This window comes from Dermacoccus sp. CCH2-D9, from assembly GCF_001556795.1.
Lineage (GTDB): Bacteria > Actinomycetota > Actinomycetes > Actinomycetales > Dermatophilaceae > Dermacoccus > Dermacoccus nishinomiyaensis.
The window spans coordinates 1-18,444 of sequence record NZ_LSJT01000094.1 but is presented as its reverse complement, the minus strand read 5'-3'; the positions used below and the strand labels follow the sequence as shown (position 1 = coordinate 18,444).

The 18,444-nt window shown below is 68.9% G+C and carries 19 protein-coding genes; 16 read left to right on the top strand and 3 right to left on the bottom strand.

The genetic code is table 11. The annotated features are described in order from the left end of the window. The first annotated feature begins 2 nt into the window (after positions 1 to 2). The 10 genes from AX669_RS07990 (at position 3) to AX669_RS07950 (ending at position 10,660) form a co-directional block, all read left to right on the top strand. Complete coding sequence (locus tag AX669_RS07990; protein ID WP_062257701.1) at positions 3 to 527, top strand: histidine phosphatase family protein; 525 nt, start codon at positions 3 to 5, stop codon at positions 525 to 527. A 243-nt stretch (positions 528 to 770) separates the two neighbouring features. Next, a complete protein-coding gene (locus AX669_RS07985) occupies positions 771 to 2,687 on the top strand; it encodes an acetolactate synthase large subunit (RefSeq protein ID WP_062257699.1) in 1,917 nt (638 codons plus the stop codon). Beyond that, positions 2,684 to 3,202, top strand: coding sequence for an acetolactate synthase small subunit (gene ilvN / locus AX669_RS07980; RefSeq protein ID WP_006946034.1), 519 nt, complete (start codon positions 2,684 to 2,686; stop codon positions 3,200 to 3,202). The genes AX669_RS07985 and ilvN overlap by 4 nt, the downstream gene beginning before the upstream one ends. Before the next feature lie 89 nt (positions 3,203 to 3,291). After that, positions 3,292 to 4,326 (top strand): ketol-acid reductoisomerase, encoded by a 1,035-nt coding sequence (gene ilvC / locus AX669_RS07975; RefSeq protein WP_006945953.1) that lies wholly within the window; start codon positions 3,292 to 3,294, stop codon positions 4,324 to 4,326. 204 nt (positions 4,327 to 4,530) lie between these two features. Next, entirely contained in the window at positions 4,531 to 6,372 is a 1,842-nt protein-coding gene (gene ilvD, locus AX669_RS07970) for a dihydroxy-acid dehydratase (protein ID WP_006945871.1), read from the top strand. Between the two features lie 118 nt (positions 6,373 to 6,490). After that, positions 6,491 to 6,676 (top strand): hypothetical protein, encoded by a 186-nt coding sequence (locus AX669_RS14220; protein WP_369815073.1) that lies wholly within the window; start codon positions 6,491 to 6,493, stop codon positions 6,674 to 6,676. Positions 6,677 to 6,733: 57 nt separating this feature from the next. Continuing rightward, entirely contained in the window at positions 6,734 to 7,363 is a 630-nt protein-coding gene (locus tag AX669_RS07965; RefSeq protein WP_369815072.1) for an EamA family transporter, read from the top strand. A 74-nt stretch (positions 7,364 to 7,437) separates the two neighbouring features. After that, positions 7,438 to 8,472 (top strand): 3-isopropylmalate dehydrogenase, encoded by a 1,035-nt coding sequence (locus tag AX669_RS07960; RefSeq protein ID WP_082740725.1) that lies wholly within the window; start codon positions 7,438 to 7,440, stop codon positions 8,470 to 8,472. 169 nt (positions 8,473 to 8,641) lie between these two features. Next, positions 8,642 to 9,736: a branched-chain amino acid aminotransferase gene (locus AX669_RS07955; RefSeq protein WP_062257695.1), complete on the top strand. Its 1,095-nt coding sequence runs from the start codon at positions 8,642 to 8,644 to the stop codon at positions 9,734 to 9,736. Between the two features lie 15 nt (positions 9,737 to 9,751). After that, positions 9,752 to 10,660 (top strand): HAD family hydrolase, encoded by a 909-nt coding sequence (locus tag AX669_RS07950; protein WP_062257693.1) that lies wholly within the window; start codon positions 9,752 to 9,754, stop codon positions 10,658 to 10,660. Here the strand turns inward: AX669_RS07950 and AX669_RS07945 are convergent. After that, positions 10,638 to 11,681, bottom strand: coding sequence for a 3-methyladenine DNA glycosylase (locus tag AX669_RS07945; protein ID WP_369815074.1), 1,044 nt, complete (start codon positions 11,679 to 11,681; stop codon positions 10,638 to 10,640). The two genes, AX669_RS07950 and AX669_RS07945, sit on opposite strands and share 23 nt — an antisense overlap. A 100-nt stretch (positions 11,682 to 11,781) precedes the next feature. On the opposite strand from AX669_RS07945, the gene AX669_RS07940 reads away from it, so the two are divergent. From AX669_RS07940 to rdgB, 6 genes are all read left to right on the top strand, one after another. After that, complete coding sequence (locus AX669_RS07940; protein WP_038567485.1) at positions 11,782 to 12,564, top strand: fumarylacetoacetate hydrolase family protein; 783 nt, start codon at positions 11,782 to 11,784, stop codon at positions 12,562 to 12,564. 106 nt (positions 12,565 to 12,670) lie between these two features. After that, the gene (gene murI / locus AX669_RS07935; RefSeq protein ID WP_062257691.1) at positions 12,671 to 13,471 is read left to right on the top strand and encodes a glutamate racemase; all 801 of its coding nucleotides are present in this window, start codon (positions 12,671 to 12,673) and stop codon (positions 13,469 to 13,471) included. Then, positions 13,468 to 14,235 carry an MBL fold metallo-hydrolase gene (locus AX669_RS07930; RefSeq protein ID WP_062257689.1) on the top strand — a complete coding sequence of 256 codons (768 nt, stop codon included), beginning with the start codon at positions 13,468 to 13,470 and terminating at the stop codon, positions 14,233 to 14,235. Before murI ends, AX669_RS07930 begins: the two co-directional genes overlap by 4 nt. 216 nt (positions 14,236 to 14,451) lie before the next feature. Then, entirely contained in the window at positions 14,452 to 15,483 is a 1,032-nt protein-coding gene (locus AX669_RS07925; protein WP_062257754.1) for a S66 peptidase family protein, read from the top strand. Positions 15,484 to 15,649: 166 nt separating this feature from the next. Next, positions 15,650 to 16,417: a ribonuclease PH gene (rph, locus tag AX669_RS07920; protein ID WP_006945987.1), complete on the top strand. Its 768-nt coding sequence runs from the start codon at positions 15,650 to 15,652 to the stop codon at positions 16,415 to 16,417. Then, positions 16,414 to 17,037: an RdgB/HAM1 family non-canonical purine NTP pyrophosphatase gene (gene rdgB / locus AX669_RS07915; protein ID WP_062257688.1), complete on the top strand. Its 624-nt coding sequence runs from the start codon at positions 16,414 to 16,416 to the stop codon at positions 17,035 to 17,037. Before rph ends, rdgB begins: the two co-directional genes overlap by 4 nt. 12 nt (positions 17,038 to 17,049) lie before the next feature. Here rdgB and AX669_RS07910 read toward each other — a convergent pair whose 3' ends face one another. Together AX669_RS07910 and AX669_RS07905 are read right to left on the bottom strand one after the other, a co-directional pair. Further along, positions 17,050 to 18,033, bottom strand: a complete 984-nt coding sequence (locus AX669_RS07910; RefSeq protein WP_062257686.1) for a hypothetical protein — start codon at positions 18,031 to 18,033, stop codon at positions 17,050 to 17,052. Next, complete coding sequence (locus tag AX669_RS07905; protein ID WP_006945861.1) at positions 18,030 to 18,311, bottom strand: hypothetical protein; 282 nt, start codon at positions 18,309 to 18,311, stop codon at positions 18,030 to 18,032. Before AX669_RS07905 ends, AX669_RS07910 begins: the two co-directional genes overlap by 4 nt. Between the last annotated feature and the right edge of the window lie 133 nt (positions 18,312 to 18,444).

Sequence of the window (18,444 nt, the reverse complement as noted above, 5' to 3'; positions counted from 1 at the left end):
AGGTGAGTGAAACCACCCGACGTCTCGTACTCCTTCGTCACGCCACCGCCGAACCGGCCGGCCCTGACGGTGACGAAGCGCGCCACCTCAGTGACGGTGGCGTGAGCGAGGCCCGCGCCGTCGGCCGGTGGCTCAAGAACGAGGGGCTGCTCGGCGATGTCGTCGTGTGCTCGCCGGCGCTGCGCACCCGCGAGACGTGGGCCGCCATCCAGGACGAGACGGGCCATGGCGTCATCATCACGATGGAGCCCGCCGTCTGCGAAGCCGACACGCAGACGCTGCTGGCCGTCGTCCACGAACTCGACGCGACGGCGCCCGAGGCGACGAGCGCGATCGTCGTCGGCCACGCGCCGGGTTTGCCGCAGCTTGCCCATGACCTGTGTGCCGGCGAGGGCGCGGACATCGATGTCGTCACGCGCGGATTCGTGCCGGCCTCGGCTGCCGTGCTCGAGACCACCGGAGCGTGGACCTCGTTCCTGCCCGGCGGCGCGAGCCTCACCACCGCTCGCCCCGGGACGGCGGGCTGACGCGGACACCGAACGCCGCCCTTCGCTGACCGCATCGTGAGATGCGCGTCTCACGATGTTGACCCATGAGTAACCCCGCGACAAAACTATGTGACATGGCACAGGTTCTCGTACTCACGCAGCGTGCGTTCTGATCGGTTCGACCGACACGACGCACGCTGATCCCTCATCGCCGCACAGGCTGGGGGATTTTTTGATGCCAGACCCTCGTGCACGACCTCCAGGTGAAAGTGGTGAGTACTGATGAGCGATACGGCGACGACCGATCGCGCACCCACCCCGGGTGACGTCGCGGCGAAGCGCGCAGGCGAGCAGGTGAGCGTCACCGGCGCGCAGAGCCTCGTCCTCGCGCTCGAGGCGCAGGGCGTCGAGACCGTCTTCGGCCTGCCCGGCGGTGCGATCCTGCCGGCCTACGACCCGCTGCTCGACTCGGTCTCCGTCCGCCACATCCTCGTCCGCCACGAGCAGGGCGCCGGTCACGCGGCGCAGGGTTATGCCGCCGCCACCGGCAAGGTCGGCGTCTGCATGGCGACCTCCGGCCCCGGCGCGACGAACCTCGTCACGCCCCTGGCCGACGCGTACATGGACTCCGTGCCGATCGTCGCCATCACCGGCCAGGTCAGCTCCAAGACCATCGGTACGGACGCGTTCCAGGAAGCGGACATCCGCGGCATCACGATGCCGATCACGAAGCACAACTACCTCGTGACGGACCCGGCCGACATCCCGCGCGCCATCGCCGAGGCGTTCCACGTGGCGCGCAGCGGCCGCCCGGGCCCGGTCCTCGTCGACATCACGAAGGACGCGCTCGTGTCGAAGACGACATTCTCGTGGCCGCCGCGCTTCGAACTGCCCGGTTACCGCCCCGTCATGACGCCGCACGCCAAGCAGATCAAGGCGGCCGCCGAGATGATCCGCGCAGCGGAGCGCCCGGTGCTCTACATCGGCGGCGGCGTCATCCGCGCCGAGGCGAGCAAGGAGCTGAAGGCGCTCGCCGAGCAGACGCAGATCCCCGTCGTGACGACGCTCATGGCGCGCGGCGCCTTCCCCGACAGCCACGAGCTGCATCTCGGCATGCCGGGCATGCACGGCAGCGTCCCCGCCGTGACGGCGCTGCAGCGCGCCGACCTGCTCATCACGATCGGCGCCCGCTTCGACGACCGCGTCACCGGTGCGCTCGACAGCTTCGCGCCCGAGGCCAAGGTCATCCACGCCGACATCGACCCGGCCGAGATCAGCAAGAACCGATACGCCGACGTCCCGATCGTGGGCGACGCGCGCGAGGTGCTGCTCGAGCTGGCGCGTGCGCTCGACGACGTCGACACCTCGCGCTACGCGACGTGGCGTGAGACGACGGCGTCGTGGAAGGAGCAGTTCCCGCTCGGCTACGCGACGCCGGAGGACGACAAGCTCGCGCCGCAGTACGTCATCGAACGCATCTCGGCGCTCACCGGGGCCGAGGGCACGTACGTCGCCGGCGTCGGCCAGCACCAGATGTGGGCGGCCCAGTTCGTGACGTACGACCGTCCGAACGCGTGGATCAACTCCGGCGGCCTCGGCACGATGGGCTACTCGGTGCCCGCCGCGATGGGTGCGAAGGCCGCCGAGCCGGAGCGCACCGTCTGGGCGATCGACGGCGACGGCTGCTTCCAGATGACGAACCAGGAACTCGCGACCTGCGTCATCAACGACATCCCGATCAAGGTCGCCGTCATCAACAACTCGAGCCTCGGCATGGTGCGCCAGTGGCAGACGCTGTTCTACAACGAGCGCTACTCGAACACCGACCTGCACACCTCGCACGGCGGCAGCCGCATCCCCGACTTCGTCAAGCTCGCCGACGCCTACGGCTGCGTGGGCCTGCGCTGCGAGCGGCCCGAGGACGTCGACGCGACGATCAAGCAGGCGCTCGAGATCAACGACCGTCCCGTCGTCATCGACTTCGTCGTGGAGCGCGACGCGATGGTGTGGCCGATGGTGCCCGCCGGCGTGAGCAACGACCTCATCACGATGGCGCGCGACATCACGCCCGTCTGGGATCGCGACGAGGACGACGCCGACGACGTCAACATCCCGGACGAGGACGAGGCGGTCGAAGCGGCCCGCGAGGATGGCGCTGCCACAGCCGACGCCGCGCAGACGAAGGAGCAGCAGCGATGACGACGAACCGCCACATCCTGTCCGTGCTCGTCGAGAACAAGTCGGGTGTGCTCGCGCGCATCTCCGGGCTGATCTCGCGACGCGGGTTCAACATCCACTCCCTCGCCGTGGGGGAGACGGAGGATCCGCACGTCTCGCGCATGACGGTCACGGTCGACGCCGACGACGTCGCGCTCGAGCAGGTCGTCAAGCAGCTCAACAAGCTCGTCGAGGTGCTCAAGGTCGTCGAACTCGACCACGCGAGCGCCATCGAACGTCAGCTCGTGCTGTTCAAGGTGAAGGCTGACGCCGCGACGCGCTCGCAGATCATCGATCTCGTGACGATGTTCCGCGCCAACATCATCGACGTGACCAACGAGTCGGTCGTCATCGAGGCGACGGGCACGCTCACGAAGCTCGAGGCGCTGCTCACGACGCTCGAGCCGTTCGGGATCCGCGAGCTCGTGCAGTCCGGCGTCGTCGGTCTGGGTCGCGGCTCCAAGGCCATCTCGGCGCGCGACAAGAAGAAGAACTGAACTTTCCGCCCGAGTGAGTGCTCGGGCAGAATCGAACCGAACAGGCCGCCGCTTCGATGCGGCGGACGTGATGAAGAGGAGTTTCTCCCGTGGCTGACATGTTCTACGACGACGACGCCGACCTGTCGATCATCCAGGGCAAGAAGGTTGCCGTCATCGGCTATGGCTCGCAGGGCCACGCCCACGCGCTCAACCTGCGCGACTCGGGCGTCGACGTGCGCATCGGCCTCGCCGAGGGCAGCAAGTCGAAGCAGAAGGCCGAGAACGAGGGCCTCACGGTTCTCTCGGTCGCCGACGCGGTGAAGGAAGCCGACGTGGTCGTCATCCTCACGCCCGACCAGGTGCAGCGCACGGTCTACGCGAACGACATCAAGCCCAACCTCAAGCCCGGCACGACGCTGCTGTTCGGCCACGGCTTCAACATCCGCTTCGGCTACATCACGCCCGAGTCGGACGCCGACGTCGTCATGGTCGCGCCGAAGGGCCCCGGCCATCTCGTGCGTCGTGAGTACGTCGACGGTCGCGGCGTGCCCGTCATCGTCGCCGTCGAGCAGGACGCCTCGGGTTCGGCCTGGGATCTCGCGAAGGCGTACGCGAAGGCCATCGGCGGCCTGCGTGCCGGCGGCATCAAGACGACGTTCACCGAGGAGACCGAGACGGACCTGTTCGGTGAGCAGGCCGTCCTGTGCGGTGGCGCGAGCCAGCTCGTCATGTACGGCTTCGAGACGCTGACGGAGGCCGGCTACCAGCCGGAGGTCGCGTACTTCGAGTGCCTGCACGAACTGAAGCTCATCGTCGACCTCATGGTCGAAGGTGGCCTCGCGAAGCAGCGTTGGTCGATCTCCGACACGGCCGAGTTCGGCGACTACGTCTCGGGCCCGCGGGTCATCGACGAGCGCGTCAAGGAGAACATGAAGGCCGTTCTCACCGACATCCAGAACGGCAACTTCGCCAAGCGCTTCATCGACGACCAGGACGCTGGCGCGCCGGAGTTCAAGAAGCTGCGCGAGAAGGGCGCCTCGCACCCGATCGAGAAGACGGGCAAGGAACTGCGTGGCCTCATGTCGTGGCTGAAGGACTCGGACACGGATTCGGACTATGTCGAGGGTTCGGCTGGCCGCTGAGGATCGCGCGAGCGGCGGTAGGACCGGAACGTAGTGAGGATCCTGCCGGAGCGAGCGTTGACGAAGCGGCCGAAAGAAGATGGCCGTTGATCCTGAAGCCTTAGCCGCTGCTGAGCCGGGCCCGGACACCCTTCGAGGTGGCCGGGTTCGGTCATTCTCTGAACGCCTCTCGCACCGCTTGCTCGAAATTGGGAGACTGAACGCATGCCTGAACTTCGCTCACGCACGACGACTCACGGACGCAACATGGCGGGTGCGCGTGCCCTGTGGCGCGCGACCGGCATGGGGGAGGGCGACTTCGGTAAACCGATCGTCGCGATCGCGAACAGCTTCACGCAGTTCGTGCCGGGTCACGTCCACCTCAAGGACATGGGTCAGCTCGTCGCTGGCGCCATCGAGGAGGCCGGCGGCGTCGGGCGTGAGTTCAACACGATCGCCGTCGACGACGGCATCGCGATGGGTCACTCGGGCATGCTGTACTCGCTGCCGAGCCGCGAGGTGATCGCCGACTCCGTCGAGTACATGGTCAACGCGCATCAGGCCGACGCGCTCGTCTGCATCAGCAACTGCGACAAGATCACGCCGGGCATGCTGCTCGCCGCGCTGCGTCTCAACATCCCGACGGTGTTCGTCTCCGGCGGGCCGATGGAGGCCGGCAAGGCCGTCATCGGGGAGGACGGCACGGCTGAGACGCGTCTCGACCTCATCGACGCGATGATCAAGTCGGTCGACGACACGGTCTCAGACGAGGAGATCACGAAGATCGAGCAGAGCGCATGCCCGACGTGCGGCTCGTGCTCGGGCATGTTCACGGCGAACTCGATGAACTGCCTGACGGAGGCGCTCGGTCTGTCGCTGCCGGGCAACGGTTCGACGCTGGCGACGGCCGCCGCGCGCAAGGAACTCTTCCTCGACGCGGGCCGACTCGTCGTCGACCTGTGCCGCACCTACTACGACGGCGACGACGACTCGGTGCTTCCGCGCGCGATCGCCGCGAAGCCGGCGTTCGAGAACGCCATGCGTCTCGACATCGCGATGGGTGGTTCGACGAACACGATCCTGCACCTGCTGGCCGCGGCGCAGGAGGCGGGTGTCGACTTCGACCAGGAGGACATCGACGAGCTCTCGCGCGTCACGCCGTGCCTCGTCAAGGTCGCGCCGAACAGCAACCAGTTCTACATGGAGGACGTGCATCGCGCCGGTGGCATCCCCGCCATCCTCGGTGAGCTGGATCGCGGTGGCATGCTCAACCGCGACGTCCGTTCGGTGCACAGCCCATCGCTCGAGCAGTGGCTCGCGGACTGGGACATCCGCTCGGGTTCAGCCACCGAGAAGGCCACCGAACTGTTCCACGCCGCGCCGGGCGGGGTGCGCACGACGGAGGCGTTCAGCTCGACGAACCGCTGGAAGAGCCTTGACACCGACCCGGAGAACGGCTGCATCCACTCCGTCGAGCACGCCTACACGAGCGAGGGTGGGCTGGCGGTGCTCAGCGGCAACCTCGCCCCCGACGGGTGCATCGTCAAGACGGCCGGCGTGCCCGAGCACCAGTGGAACTTCTCCGGCCCGGCCAAGGTGGCCGAGAGCCAGGAGCAGGCCGTCGAGATGATCCTCAAGGGCGAGATCGACGCCGGCGACGTCGTCGTCGTGCGCTACGAGGGCCCCAAGGGCGGCCCCGGCATGCAGGAGATGCTGTACCCGACGAGCTACCTCAAGGGCGTCGGGCTCGGCCCGAAGTGCGCCCTCATCACCGACGGTCGTTTCTCCGGGGGCTCCTCGGGTCTGTCCGTCGGGCACGTGTCGCCGGAGGCTGCGGCCGGTGGCGCCATCGGTCTCGTGAAGAACGGTGACGTCATCGAGTTCGACATCCCCAACCGTCGCGTCAACCTGCTCGTCGACGACGCCGAACTCGTGCGCCGTCGCGCCGAGCAGGACGAGCGCGGCTGGGAGCCCGTCGACCGTCACCGCCCCGTCTCGGCGGCACTCAAGATCTTCGCGCGCTTCGCGCAGAGCGCCGACAAGGGCGCCGCGCGCAAGGTGGACTGACCACTTCCCTCCCCGGCGACGCCCGCCGCGCCGAACCGATCGGTTCGCCCCGGCGGGCGCCTTCGTCGGCTCCTCGCATGTCCGCTCCGGCGCGGACCTGCGTGATGGCAAGGACTTCATGAGCGCTACGAGCCTCGCTCTCGTGCTGACCGCAGCACTCCTGCACGCCGTGTGGAACATCGCCGCGAAACGCGTCGTTGGGGACGGATACGTCTTCGTCTGGTTCTACGACGTGCTGTCGGCGATCGTGTGGCTGCCGATCGGGTTGGCCGTCCTCGCCTCCCAGGGGTGGCCGCTGACGTGATCGCTGCTGTGGGCGCCGATCGTCTCCGGCGTCATCCACATCGTCTACCAACTGTGGTTGCAGACCGCCTACGACCGGGCCGACCTCGGCGTCGTCTACCCCCTCGCGCGCGGCGTCGGACCGTTGCTGACGATGCTTGTCGCTGTCGCGTTCGGGGGCGAACAGCCCGGGCCGGCCGCGCTGCTCGGCGGGCTCGTCATCATCGCGGGCATCGTCGTCGTAGCGAGCGCGCGGGGTGGCGAGCGTCATCACAGCGCCGCGGACGGATTAAAGTGGGGCGCGCTGACGGGCGCGGCGATCGCGGGGTACACGCTGTGGGACGACGTGAGCGTCACGCACCTGAGCCTCGACCCGGTCGTCTATTTCGCCCTCGGCACCGCGTGGCAGACGGTCCTGCTGACGCCGGGGCTCGAACGCTCGCGCCGGGCGGGCGCCGAGGTCGCCGCCATCTGTCGGCGCTGGTGGCGGGAGGCCGCCGTCATCGCCGTGCTGTCGCCGCTCGCGTACGTCCTCGTCCTCGTCGCGATGCAGTCGACGCCCGTGGCCCTCGTCGCACCGGCACGGGAGAGCAGCATCGTCGTCGGTGCGCTGCTCGGGGCGTGGATGTTCAAGGAGCGCGGGGTGGCGCGCAAGCTCGTCGGCGCGCTTGTCGTGCTCGCAGGGATCGCCTTGGTGGCGAGCGCCTGACGGCTGCGCCCTGCGCGGTTCGCATCGCGAGACCTGCGTTTCGCATGGCAAGACGAGCAGCTAATCTGCGGGGCATGAGCAACATCGATCTCGCAGTCATCGCAGGCGACGGAATCGGCCCCGAGGTCGTCACCGAAGGCCTCAAGGTTCTCGACGCCGTGACCGACGGCGGGGTGAGTACGACGCAGTACGACCTCGGCGCCAAGCGTTGGCACGCGACGGGGGAGACGCTGCCCGACTCGGCGCTCGAGGAGATCCGCGGCCACGAGGCGATCCTGCTCGGGGCGATCGGTGACCCCAGCGCGCCGAGCGGCCTGCTGGAGCGCGAGCTGCTGCTGCGCATCCGGTTCGAGCTCGACCACTACATCAACCTGCGCCCCAGCAAGCTGATGCCGGGTGTCTCGACGCCGCTTCGTGAGGACATTGCGCGCGGCGGCATCGACTTCGTCGTCGTCCGTGAAGGCACCGAGGGCCCGTACACCGGCAACGGTGGTGCGCTGCGTGTCGGCACGCCGCACGAGATGGCGACCGAGGTGAGCGTCAACAGCCGCTTCGGCATCGAGCGCACCGTCCGCGACGCGTTCGAGCGCGCGAACAGGCGTGATCGCAAGAAGCTGACGCTGCTGCACAAGCACAACGTGCTCTCGTATGCGGGCCACCTGTGGCGCCGCACCGTCGAGGAGGTCGGTGCCGAATACCCCGACGTCACGCACGACTACGCGCACATCGACGCGGCGATGATCTACCTCGTCACCGATCCCTCGCGCTTCGACGTCATCGTCACCGACAACCTGTTCGGCGACGTCGTCACCGACCTTGCCGCGGCCGTGACCGGCGGCATCGGGCTCGCCGCATCGGGCAACATCAACCCCGAAGGAAATGCGCCGAGCATGTTCGAGCCCGTGCACGGCTCGGCCCCCGACATCGCCGGCCAGGGCAAGGCCGACCCGACCGCGACGATCCTGTCGACCGCGCTGCTGCTCGAACACCTCGGGCGCGGCGACGAGGCACGCCGTGTCGAAAAGGCCGTCGCCGAGGATGTCGCGTCACGCGGTGACGCCACCCGCTCGACGTCGCAGATCGGTGACGCGATCGCCGCCCGCCTCTGACATCTTCCCGATGCTGCCCGGGTTTCGCGGCGAGGTTGCCGCGAAACCCGGGCAACATCGTCGACGCTCCGCGCTCGCCCCGGACCCGATGACGCCCGCCGTGCTGCTTCGGCGTTAACCTGGGGCCACACAGTGACGCATCCCACTTTTTGCCAACTTGGAGAAGACCATGGCCCTGACGTTCCCGATGACGCCGAACCCCGCCCCGCGCGCTAACGCGGAGCGCGCCGAGATCCTGAGCAACCCCGGTTTCGGACAGAAGTTCAGCGACCACATGGTCGTCTCGATCTGGCGCGAGGGCTCCGGGTGGGGTGACGGCGAGGTCAAGGCGTACGGCCCGTTCCAGCTCGACCCGGCGGCGGCCGTCCTGCACTACGCGCAGGAGATCTTCGAGGGCATGAAGGCCTACCGTCACGAGGACGGTTCGGTCTGGACGTTCCGCCCCGAGAAGAACGCGGCGCGCTTCAACCGTTCGGCGAAGCGTCTCGCGCTGCCCGAGATGGACGAGAACGACTTCGTCGAGTCGCTGAAGGCGCTCGTCAAGGCTGACGAGTCGTGGGTGCCCGCGTTCGACGCCGGCGAGGCGAGCCTCTACCTGCGCCCGTTCATGTTCGCGTCCGAGGCGTTCCTCGGGGTGCGTCCGAGCCGCGAGGTGACCTACTGCGTCATCGCCTCGCCCGCGGGTGCGTACTTCAAGGGCGGCGTGAAGCCGGTGTCGCTGTGGTTGTCGCGCGACTACTCGCGTGCCGGCGTCGGTGGCACGGGCGCCGCGAAGTGCGGCGGCAACTACGCGAGCTCGCTCGCCGCACAGATCGAGGCGAACGAGCGCGGCTGCGACCAGAGCGTCTTCCTCGACTCGGTCGAGGGCAAGTACGTCGAGGAGCTCGGCGGCATGAACGTCTTCTTCGTGACCAAGGACGGCGAGCTCGTCACGCCGCAGCTCACCGGCACGATCCTCGAGGGCGTCACGCGCGACTCGATCCTCGAACTCGCGAAGGACCTTGGCCTCACGCCCGTCGAACGTCGCGTGACGATCGAGGAGTGGATCGAGGGCTGCAACGACGGCACGATCAGCGAGATCTTCGCGTGTGGCACGGCCGCCGTCGTCACGCCCGTGGGGCGTCTCGTGTGGACGGACGGTGAGGTGACGTCCGGACCCGAGGGCGAGGCCGGCCCGTACGCGACGAAGATCCGCGAGGCACTCCTCGCGATCCAGAAGGGCACCGCGGAGGACACGCGCGGCTGGATGACGCGCCTCATCTGACGGCGGGCCGCGCCCATGACGACTGCTCGGCGTGACGGCCCGGCATCCCGCGCGACGGGTGCCGGGCCGATCCCGCGTCTCGTCGCGAGTGATCTCGACGGCACCCTGCTCGACACCGACGGGCGCGTCAGCGATCACACGCGCGCGGTGTGGTCGGGGCTCGGTGCGCGCGGCATCGAGACGATCGTCGTCACCGCGCGTCCACCGCGCTGGCTCGATCACCTCGCGGAACTCGTGGGTGCTGCCGGATCGCCGGAGTCGACAGCCGACGATGTCGGCGTCCACACCCTGGCGATCTGCGCGAACGGGGCGTTCGTCTACGACTTCGCGACACGGCGCGTCATCGAGGCCGATGGATTCACCGCGGATGAGGCACTCGCCGTCGTCGAGCACCTGCGGCGACGCTTCCCGGATGCGGGAGCGGCCGTCGAGACCGAGCGTGGCATGTTCCGAAGCGCCGCCTACCCGGACGCCCACGCCGGCATGCCGGCGCACGACGCCGCCGTCCGTGACTGTGAGCTGACCGCGCTGCCGCCCGACGTCGTCGTCGGCAAGATTCTGCTACGCGACGAGGCATGGCGCGGCGATGCGTTCGTCGAGGCGTTGACGGAGTGCCTCGGTGGGCGTGGAGTGCTGGCCTACTCAGGAGCGGCAGGGCTTGCGGAGATCAGCGCCCCGGGCGTGACGAAAGCGGCCCGCCTCGAGGCCTGGTGCGCGGAGCGGGGCATCGACGCGAACGACGTGTGGGCCTTCGGCGACATGCCCAACGACATCCCGATGCTGACATGGGCCGGGCGCGGCGTCGCCGTCGAGAACGCTCACGACGAGGTGCTCGCGATCGCCGACGACACCTGTGGCCCCCACGATGCCGACGGCGTCGCCCGCTACCTCGAACGACACCTCACCCTCGATTGCCACCCCTGATCCTCAGCGGCTGATCCTGTTCACGTCGGCGCATCTCGTCCCCCTCTGCGACTTTCGTCCATATTCGCGATTCATCGACCAGGTTGAGAACGGTTCCAGAAGTGGACGTCAGTCGCAGATGTGTCAGGGCGCGGGGGGCGGCACATTCCAGCACGTCGAGCAGGCGTCGTCGCAACTCCTGCGAACTTTCGGCGAACTCGCGCTGACGACGAACGTACTCGGCGCGGCCACGCGGCGTCTCGACGGGGACGACGCCGTAGCCGAAACCGCGCACGTCGTAGGGGCTGGCCTCCATGTCGAGGGTGCGGATCTCCTTGGCGAGTTCGAACGCGTCGAGCACGAGGTCACTCGGGACGAGAGGCGCGAGTTTGTGCGCCCACTTGTAGACATCCATCCCTGCGTGCAGGCACGCAGGCTGTTCGAACTCGACCTGACGCTCGCGCGTCGGGCGCTCGCGATTCAGTTCGACGGCGTCGGGCGTGAAGAAGCGGTAGGCGTCGAAATGCGTGCAGCGGATGTCGGCGGCCTCGACGACGTCGTCCGTCGCGGCCTGGCTCAGGCGCAGCGGCAACTGCTCGTGGCGCTGCTCGCCCGGCGCGAGCTTGTAGACCATCGCCCACTCGTGCATCCCGAAGCACCCCAGGTGCGGGGCGCGATCGAGCGTCGCGGTGAGCAGCGACCTGACGAACGCGATGGTGCGGTCGCGTGCGTCGACGAACTCGTCGACGTCAAGGACATCGGCATCCCCTTCGGCCGTCGTGATGCGGCGGGTGAACCGGTCGTCGGTGATGGGCGTGCGACCGCGCTCGTCGACGAGCAACGCGACGCCTGCGCCCGGGTGCCAGCGCCGCAGCTTGCCGGGGGAGTAGGAGTAGTAGACGAAGAGGAAATCCTCGACGGGATGCTTGCGGTGCTCCTTGCGACGACCGAGATGCGGTTCGACGTGCGGGGCCACGCGTGCCTCGTGGGCGGCGACCCCCTCGCGCCACTGCGCCGGCGTCATCACCGCGACCTGCTCCATCACCCGTCGATCCTAGAACTCGACCCACGGCGCTGCGATCCACCGCCTGCTGCCGACACACCCCGTCAGCTGGCCGGCGACGACGAAATAGGATGGGCACATGCGTATCGCGAGGTTCACGACGGGTGATGACCCGATGTTCGGTCTGGTCGACGGGGCGGGCGAGAAGATCGCCGAGATCACGGGCGACCCGCTCTACACGAAGATCGAGCTGACGGGTGCCGTCCACCAGGTCGACGACGTGCGTCTGCTCGCGCCCGTCATCCCGCGCTCCAAGATCGTCGCCATCGGCAAGAACTACGCCGAACACGCGCGCGAGATGGGCGGCGAGGCGCCGAAGGAACCGCTCATGTTCCTCATCCCGAACACCGCAGTCGTCGGCCCGAACGACCCCGTCGTCATGCCGTCGATCAGCGAACGCGTCGACTTCGAGGGCGAACTCGCCGTCGTCATCGGGCGCATGTGCAAGAAGGTGAGCGTCGAGGAAGCGATGAAGGTCGTCTTCGGCTACACGATCGCGAACGACGTCACCGCCCGCGACCTTCAGAAGAGTGACGGCCAGTGGTCGCGCGCCAAGGGCTTCGACACGTTCTGCCCGCTCGGGCCGTGGATCGAGACCGAGCTCGACCCGTCCGCCACACGCGTGACGACACGCGTCGACGGCGAGGTGAAGCAGGACGGGCCGACGTCCGACATGATCCACGACGTCGCGCAGCTCATCTCGCACGCGTCGCAGGCGTTCACGCTGCTGCCGGGTGACGTCATCCTCACCGGCACCCCCGAGGGCGTCGGCCAGGTGCGGGCCGGGCAGCGCGTCGAGGTCGAGATCCCCGAGATCGGCGTGCTCGCCAACACCTACGTCGCTGACGAGGACGACGCCTGACGGCGCCCATTCCGGGCGGCCGAAGCGATGCGATATGGGCAGCCTCACACCTCGTCAGGTCGCAACCGGTGAGTAGCACTACACGTCACGACTTACCCTGAAAAGCGTGACTGACGCACCGATCGGCATCTTCGACTCCGGCTACGGCGGTTTGACCGTGGCGCGCGCCGTGCTCGACCAGCTGCCGCACGAGAAGATCATCTACCTCGGCGACACCGCCCGCGCGCCCTACGGCCCGCGACCCATCGCCGAGGTGCGGCAGTACGCCATCGAATGCCTGGATTCGCTCGTCGAGCAGGGGGTCAAGGCCCTCGTCATCGCGTGCAACTCGGCGTCCGCAGCCGTCCTGCACGACGCGCGCGAGCGCTACGACGTGCCCGTCGTCGAGGTCATCCGCCCGGCGACGCGCCGCGCCGCCGCGGCGACGCGCAACAACCGCGTCGGCGTCATCTCGACGGAGGCGACGCACCAGAGTGGTGCCTACACCGACAGCTTCGCCGCAGCGCCGCAGGTCAAGATCTCGAGCGTCCCGTGCCCGCGGTTCGTGGAGTTCGTCGAGGCCGGCATCACCTCCGGCCCGGAGCTGCTGACGGTCGCGCACAAGTACCTCGACGGCCTCGTCGACGAAGGCGTCGACACGCTCATCCTCGGCTGCACGCACTACCCGCTGCTGACCGGCGTCATCAGCTACGTCGTGGGCTCGACGGTGACGCTCGTGTCGTCGGCGGAGGAGACGGCGAAGGACGTCTACCGCGTGCTCGCCGACATCGGTCAGCTGCGCGATCCCGAGCTCGGCGCGACGCAGCACCAGTGGATGACGACGGGCGACCCGGCCGCGTTCGAGACCCTCGCGCGGCGCTTCCTCGGCCCCGAGGTGACCGCGGTGACGCGTGAGGCGGCGCTGTGAAACTGACCATCATCGGTTGCTCAGGCTCCTACCCGGGCCCTGAATCGCCCGCCTCCTGCTACCTCGTCGAGGCGGAGGCCGACGGCAGGCGCACCTCGGTGCTGCTCGACTTCGGCAACGGCTCGCTCGGCGCGCTGCAGCGCTACCGCGAGGTCGACGAGATCGACGCCGTCGTCATCAGCCACCTGCATCCGGACCACTGCCTCGATCTGTGCAGCTATTACGTCGTGCGCAACTACGACCCGCTCGGTCGTTTCGACGCCAAGTTGCCGGTGCACGCACCCGCGGGCGCACGCGAGCGCCTGACGCGCGCCTACGCCGTCGGCAAGCCCGAAGACCTGGGCACAGCCTTTGACTTCGTCGACCTCGTCGACCGTCAGACGTTCGAGATCGGCCCGCTGCGCATCACGCCGCACCTCGTCAACCACCCCGTCGAGGCGTACGGGCTCCGCGTCGAGGCCGATGGCGCCGTGCTCGCGTACACGGGTGACACGGACGCCTGCCCGGGACTCGTCGAGCTCGAGCGGGACGCCGACCTCGTCCTCACCGACTCGGCCTTCGTCGACGGTCGCGACGACGAGATGCGCGGCGTCCACCTCAGCGGCTCGCGCGCCGCGCAGACGGCCAAGGACGCGGGGGCGAAGCGGCTCATGCTCACCCACATCCCGACGTGGACGCCCGTCGAGGACTGCCTGCGGGATGCTCGCACCGTGTGGGAGGGCGACGTCGAGGTCGCCGTCGCGGGGGAGACCTACGAGCTCTGACGGGCGTCGCGCGCCGTCGACGGACGGCGTGCCGTCGCGCCAGGATGGCGGATGACTCACAGGTAGGGGTTTGCTGCATGCCTACCTGTGAGTTACGCGCCATCCTCGGGTGGCGCAGTGTCGCGCCGTCAGAACGACACCGGCTGACGGGGGCGCGCACCGGGGGCGGAGCAAATTCGCGTGCGCTTGCTCACGGTCGAATGCCAGGATGACGGCATGTCGACCGAGATTCGCTACCCCCGCCCGCTGCGTCCCGGTGACACGGTTGCGGTGACCGCCCCGTCGGCGCCGGTTCGACCCGAACACGAGGCACGGCTGACTTTCGTCACTGACTGGCTGCGTGGCCGCGGTTTCGAGGTGGTCCTCGGCGAGTGCCTGATCGGTGACGGCATCACGAGCGGCTCCGCGCGTGCACGGGCCGATGAGTTCAACGCGTTCGTCCGCGACCAAGCGGTGCGCGCCGTCGTCCCGCCGTGGGGCGGGGAGCTGGCCATCGACCTCGTCGACCTGCTCGACCACGACGCGCTGCGAGCGGACCCTACCTGGGTCGTCGGGTGGAGCGACATCTCGACGCTGCTGCTCCCGCTGACGCTGCGCTCCGGCGTCGCAACGATGCATGGACAGAACCTCATGGACGCGCCGTACGGGCTCCCGCAGGGCACCGTGCACTGGCTCGACGCCGCCACGATGCCGGCCAGGGCGTCCTTCATCCAGGAGGACCCGCGCGTGCGTCGGCGCGGTGGGTTCGACGACTGGGAGCGTCACCCCTGCGCCGACCGCATGGATCTGAGCGAGCCGACGTCGTGGCGTGTACTCGCGGGGGAGCCGCGCGTCGACGTCTCCGGACGGCTCATCGGCGGATGCCTCGACGTCGTGTGCCTTCTCGCGGGCACCCCGTACGGCGACGTGCGCCGCTTCGCTCGCGACCACGAGGATGACGGCGTCATCGTCTACCTCGAGAACTGCGAGGCACCCTCGCTCGATGCTGCGCGCATGCTCCACGGGCTGCGCCTCGCGGGGTGGTTCGAGGGGGCATCAGCGGTGCTCATCGGCCGGACCGGTGCGCCGGAACGAGCCGGTCTGACGCAGGACGACGCGATCCTCGATGCGCTGGGGAGCCTCAACGTGCCGATCGTCGCCGATGTCGACTTCGGTCACGTGCCACCCGGCAACGTCCTCATCAACGGATCCCTCGCGCACGTCGTCGTCGACGGGGCACGCCACGAGATTCGTCAGACCTTCGTGTGATGCCCGGCGAGCCGGTGCCGGCACGCACTAGCCGGCGTTCACCTGGCGCTCCTAGCGTGTGAGCCCCCACAGGATGGCGGGTCCACGGCCGTCAGGCGAGCGCGAGCGGCATCTCCAGGCTGCGGTGCCGCTCAGCAGGCCTCGCCGCACTCGATAGGCTGACGCCATGACTGACGCAGCCACGCCCACCCCCCGCCACGACGGCCGCACCCCCGATCAGTTGCGCGAGGTGCGCATCACCCGCAACTGGCTCGATCATGCCGAGGGCAGCTGCCTCGTCGAGTTCGGTCGCACGCGCGTGCTGTGCGCTGCGTCGTTCACCGAGGGCGTGCCGCGCTGGCTCAAGGGCCAGGGCACCGGCTGGGTGACGAGCGAGTACGAGATGCTGCCGCGCTCGACGAACACCCGCAGCGACCGCGAAGCGCGCAAGGGCAAGGTCGGTGGCCGCACCCACGAGATCAGCCGCCTCATCGGGCGTAGCCTGCGCGCCGTCATCGACACGAAGGCGCTGGGGGAGAACACGATCGTCATCGACTGCGACGTCCTGCAGGCCGACGGCGGCACGCGCACCGCGTCGATCACCGGCGCGTACGTAGCGCTCGCGGATGCCATCGCCGACGCTCAGGCGCGCGGTCTCATCGCGAAGAAGGCGAAGCCGCTGACGGATTCGGTCGCCGCGATCAGCGTCGGCATCGTCGCCGGTCAGCCGGTGCTCGACCTCGACTACCCCGAGGACTCGACGGCGGAGACCGACATGAACGTCGTCATGACGGGTTCGGGCGGCATCGTCGAGGTGCAGGGCACCGCCGAGGGTGCGCCGTTCAGCCGTGACGAGCTCAACGCCCTGCTCGACCTCGCCGCCGACGGCATCGCCGACCTGACGACGAAGCAGCGCGACGCTCTCGCCGCCGACGCTCGCGAGCGCCTGCAGTGAGCGACGCTCGCCCCGCCGAGGCACGTACCCGCGTCGTGCTCGCGACCCGCAACGCCGGCAAGATCGCGGATTTCCAGCACCTGCTCGACGCAGCGCAGCTGCCCATCGACGTCGTGAGCGTCGGCGAGTTCGCCGACCTGGCCGACACCGTCGAGACGGGTGTGACGTTCGAGGAGAACGCGCGCCTCAAGGCCGATGACGTTGCGCGCGCGACAGGTCTGCCGGCGCTCGCCGACGACTCGGGGCTTGCCGTCGACGTCCTCGGTGGCTGTCCGGGCGTGTTCTCGGCACGCTGGTCGGGCACGCATGGCGCGGATCAGGCGAACATCGACCTGCTGCTCGCCCAGACCGGCGACGTGCCCGCGGACGAGCTCACCGCGCGCTTCATGTGCTGCGTGGCGCTCGCGGTTCCCGACGAGTCGACGCAGGTGGAGTTCGGCCATGTCGAAGGGCGCCTGACGCGCCATCAGCGCGGTACGAACGGGTTCGGCTACGACCCGATCTTCGAACTGCCCGACGGCCGGACCATGGCCGAACTCACCGCGGACGAGAAGGCTGCCATCAGCCATCGCGGGCGAGCTTTCCGCGCGATCCTGCCGCAGGTGGCAGCGCTCGTCTGAGGCTCGGCGAAGCTATTTCGCCGAGGTCGATGCCGTCGCCGACGTCGATGAAACCGACGCGGATGCTGACCGCGCACCAGATGGCGCTGCCTTCCACGGCAGCTGCACGGTCGTGCTCGTGAAGACCGCCTCTTGACCCAGTTCTCCCGTGGCCTGAGCGACGTCGAGCCCCCACGTCGTCGGGCGCTTGACGTTCGAGCAGGTGATCGTGAACAGCCGTTGCTGTGTCGGCGTCTTCACACCCGGGCGATGTTCGGGCGACAAGGCCGTCGTGCACTCAGGGAACTCATTCGTGTCCTGGGCCTCAGCGACGGCGAGCGTGAGTGCGGCATATTCGGTGGCCCACGCCGTCACCGTCACGTTCTCGCCCTGGTAGTGGGCGGACACGACCTGCGTGTCGACGGGCTGGTCGGCCTGGATCGGCGCGTCCGGATCTGTCTGCGGACTGCCCTGGGCCTTGGCATCGCCGAGCGCGAAGATCGCCGAGGTCGCGCCCGTGTGCGTGGCGTCGCCCCAGAGGCCGGAGATGGCAGGACGCTTCAGCGCGCCGGTGACGTGGCACGTCAGGGTCACGAGGTGGGTGACGTTCTTCAGGGCACCCTTGATCGGTGCAGACAGGGGTTTCTCCGAGGTCTTGCTGCACTGGGGATCAGCGTCACCTCCTGGGATGAGCTGCCCACCGCCCGCGGCTCGCGTGTTCTGAAGAACGAAGTCGGCCTCGGGCGCAGTCGCGAGCGTCAGGGCGTACGAGCCCCGGGTGTAGGTCGCCGAACGAACCCAGATCTGTGTCGGGACGAATTCGGGCGCATCGGTCGAACCTTCGGCGGGGACATCCGGATCCGTCGGGCCCGTGCCCTCGGGCAGATCGATGGTGGGGACGACGGAGGGCCGCGTCATGCGACTCGACGACGGGGACGCCGGGGTGATGGCCTGCGCGGAGCAGCCGGTGAGCGCGAGGAGCGTCGCGACCGCGATCGCGCGACGGGCGCGCTTCACGGCGTCGTGCCGACAGCCAGGGGGGTGGCGACGCTGGCTCCCGAGCCGCCGCCCGCGACGCGCACGATGAGGAGCGTCGCAGCATTCTGCTCGCCCGGGCAGTGCAGCGAGTACGTCGTCAGCATGCCCTGGACGCCCTTGGTTCCCGCAGTGCAGACGCCCCCCGCCGATGCTGACGGTGACATGCCGTTGGCGCCCGGGGAGGTCGGGGCCAGAAAGAACGTGGCGCCGGGGCGCGTCGTGACGACCGCGTCGTACGCACCGTTGGCGTACGTCACGGAGGTGATCTCGACTCTGAACGCGCCGGACGACGACGGCGCCGGGCTGGTCGGGGAGGGGGCCGTGGTGCTCGAGGCGCCGGCGCTCGTTGCGCTCGAGGATGCGCCGTTCGTGCCGTTGGCACTCGATGAC

Bases quoted from the DNA above. Each gene is read 5' to 3' on its own strand.
- AX669_RS07985 (WP_062257699.1), top strand. From the start codon at position 771: ATGAGCGATACGGCGACGACCGATCGCGCACCCACCCCGGGTGACGTC.
- ilvN (WP_006946034.1), top strand. From the start codon at position 2,684: ATGACGACGAACCGCCACATCCTGTCCGTGCTCGTCGAGAACAAGTCG.
- ilvD (WP_006945871.1), top strand. From the start codon at position 4,531: ATGCCTGAACTTCGCTCACGCACGACGACTCACGGACGCAACATGGCG.
- AX669_RS14220 (WP_369815073.1), top strand. From the start codon at position 6,491: ATGAGCGCTACGAGCCTCGCTCTCGTGCTGACCGCAGCACTCCTGCAC.
- AX669_RS07960 (WP_082740725.1), top strand. From the start codon at position 7,438: ATGAGCAACATCGATCTCGCAGTCATCGCAGGCGACGGAATCGGCCCC.
- AX669_RS07955 (WP_062257695.1), top strand. From the start codon at position 8,642: ATGGCCCTGACGTTCCCGATGACGCCGAACCCCGCCCCGCGCGCTAAC.
- AX669_RS07950 (WP_062257693.1), top strand. From the start codon at position 9,752: ATGACGACTGCTCGGCGTGACGGCCCGGCATCCCGCGCGACGGGTGCC.
- AX669_RS07945 (WP_369815074.1), bottom strand. From the start codon at position 11,681: ATGGAGCAGGTCGCGGTGATGACGCCGGCGCAGTGGCGCGAGGGGGTC.
- AX669_RS07940 (WP_038567485.1), top strand. From the start codon at position 11,782: ATGCGTATCGCGAGGTTCACGACGGGTGATGACCCGATGTTCGGTCTG.
- AX669_RS07925 (WP_062257754.1), top strand. From the start codon at position 14,452: ATGTCGACCGAGATTCGCTACCCCCGCCCGCTGCGTCCCGGTGACACG.
- rph (WP_006945987.1), top strand. From the start codon at position 15,650: ATGACTGACGCAGCCACGCCCACCCCCCGCCACGACGGCCGCACCCCC.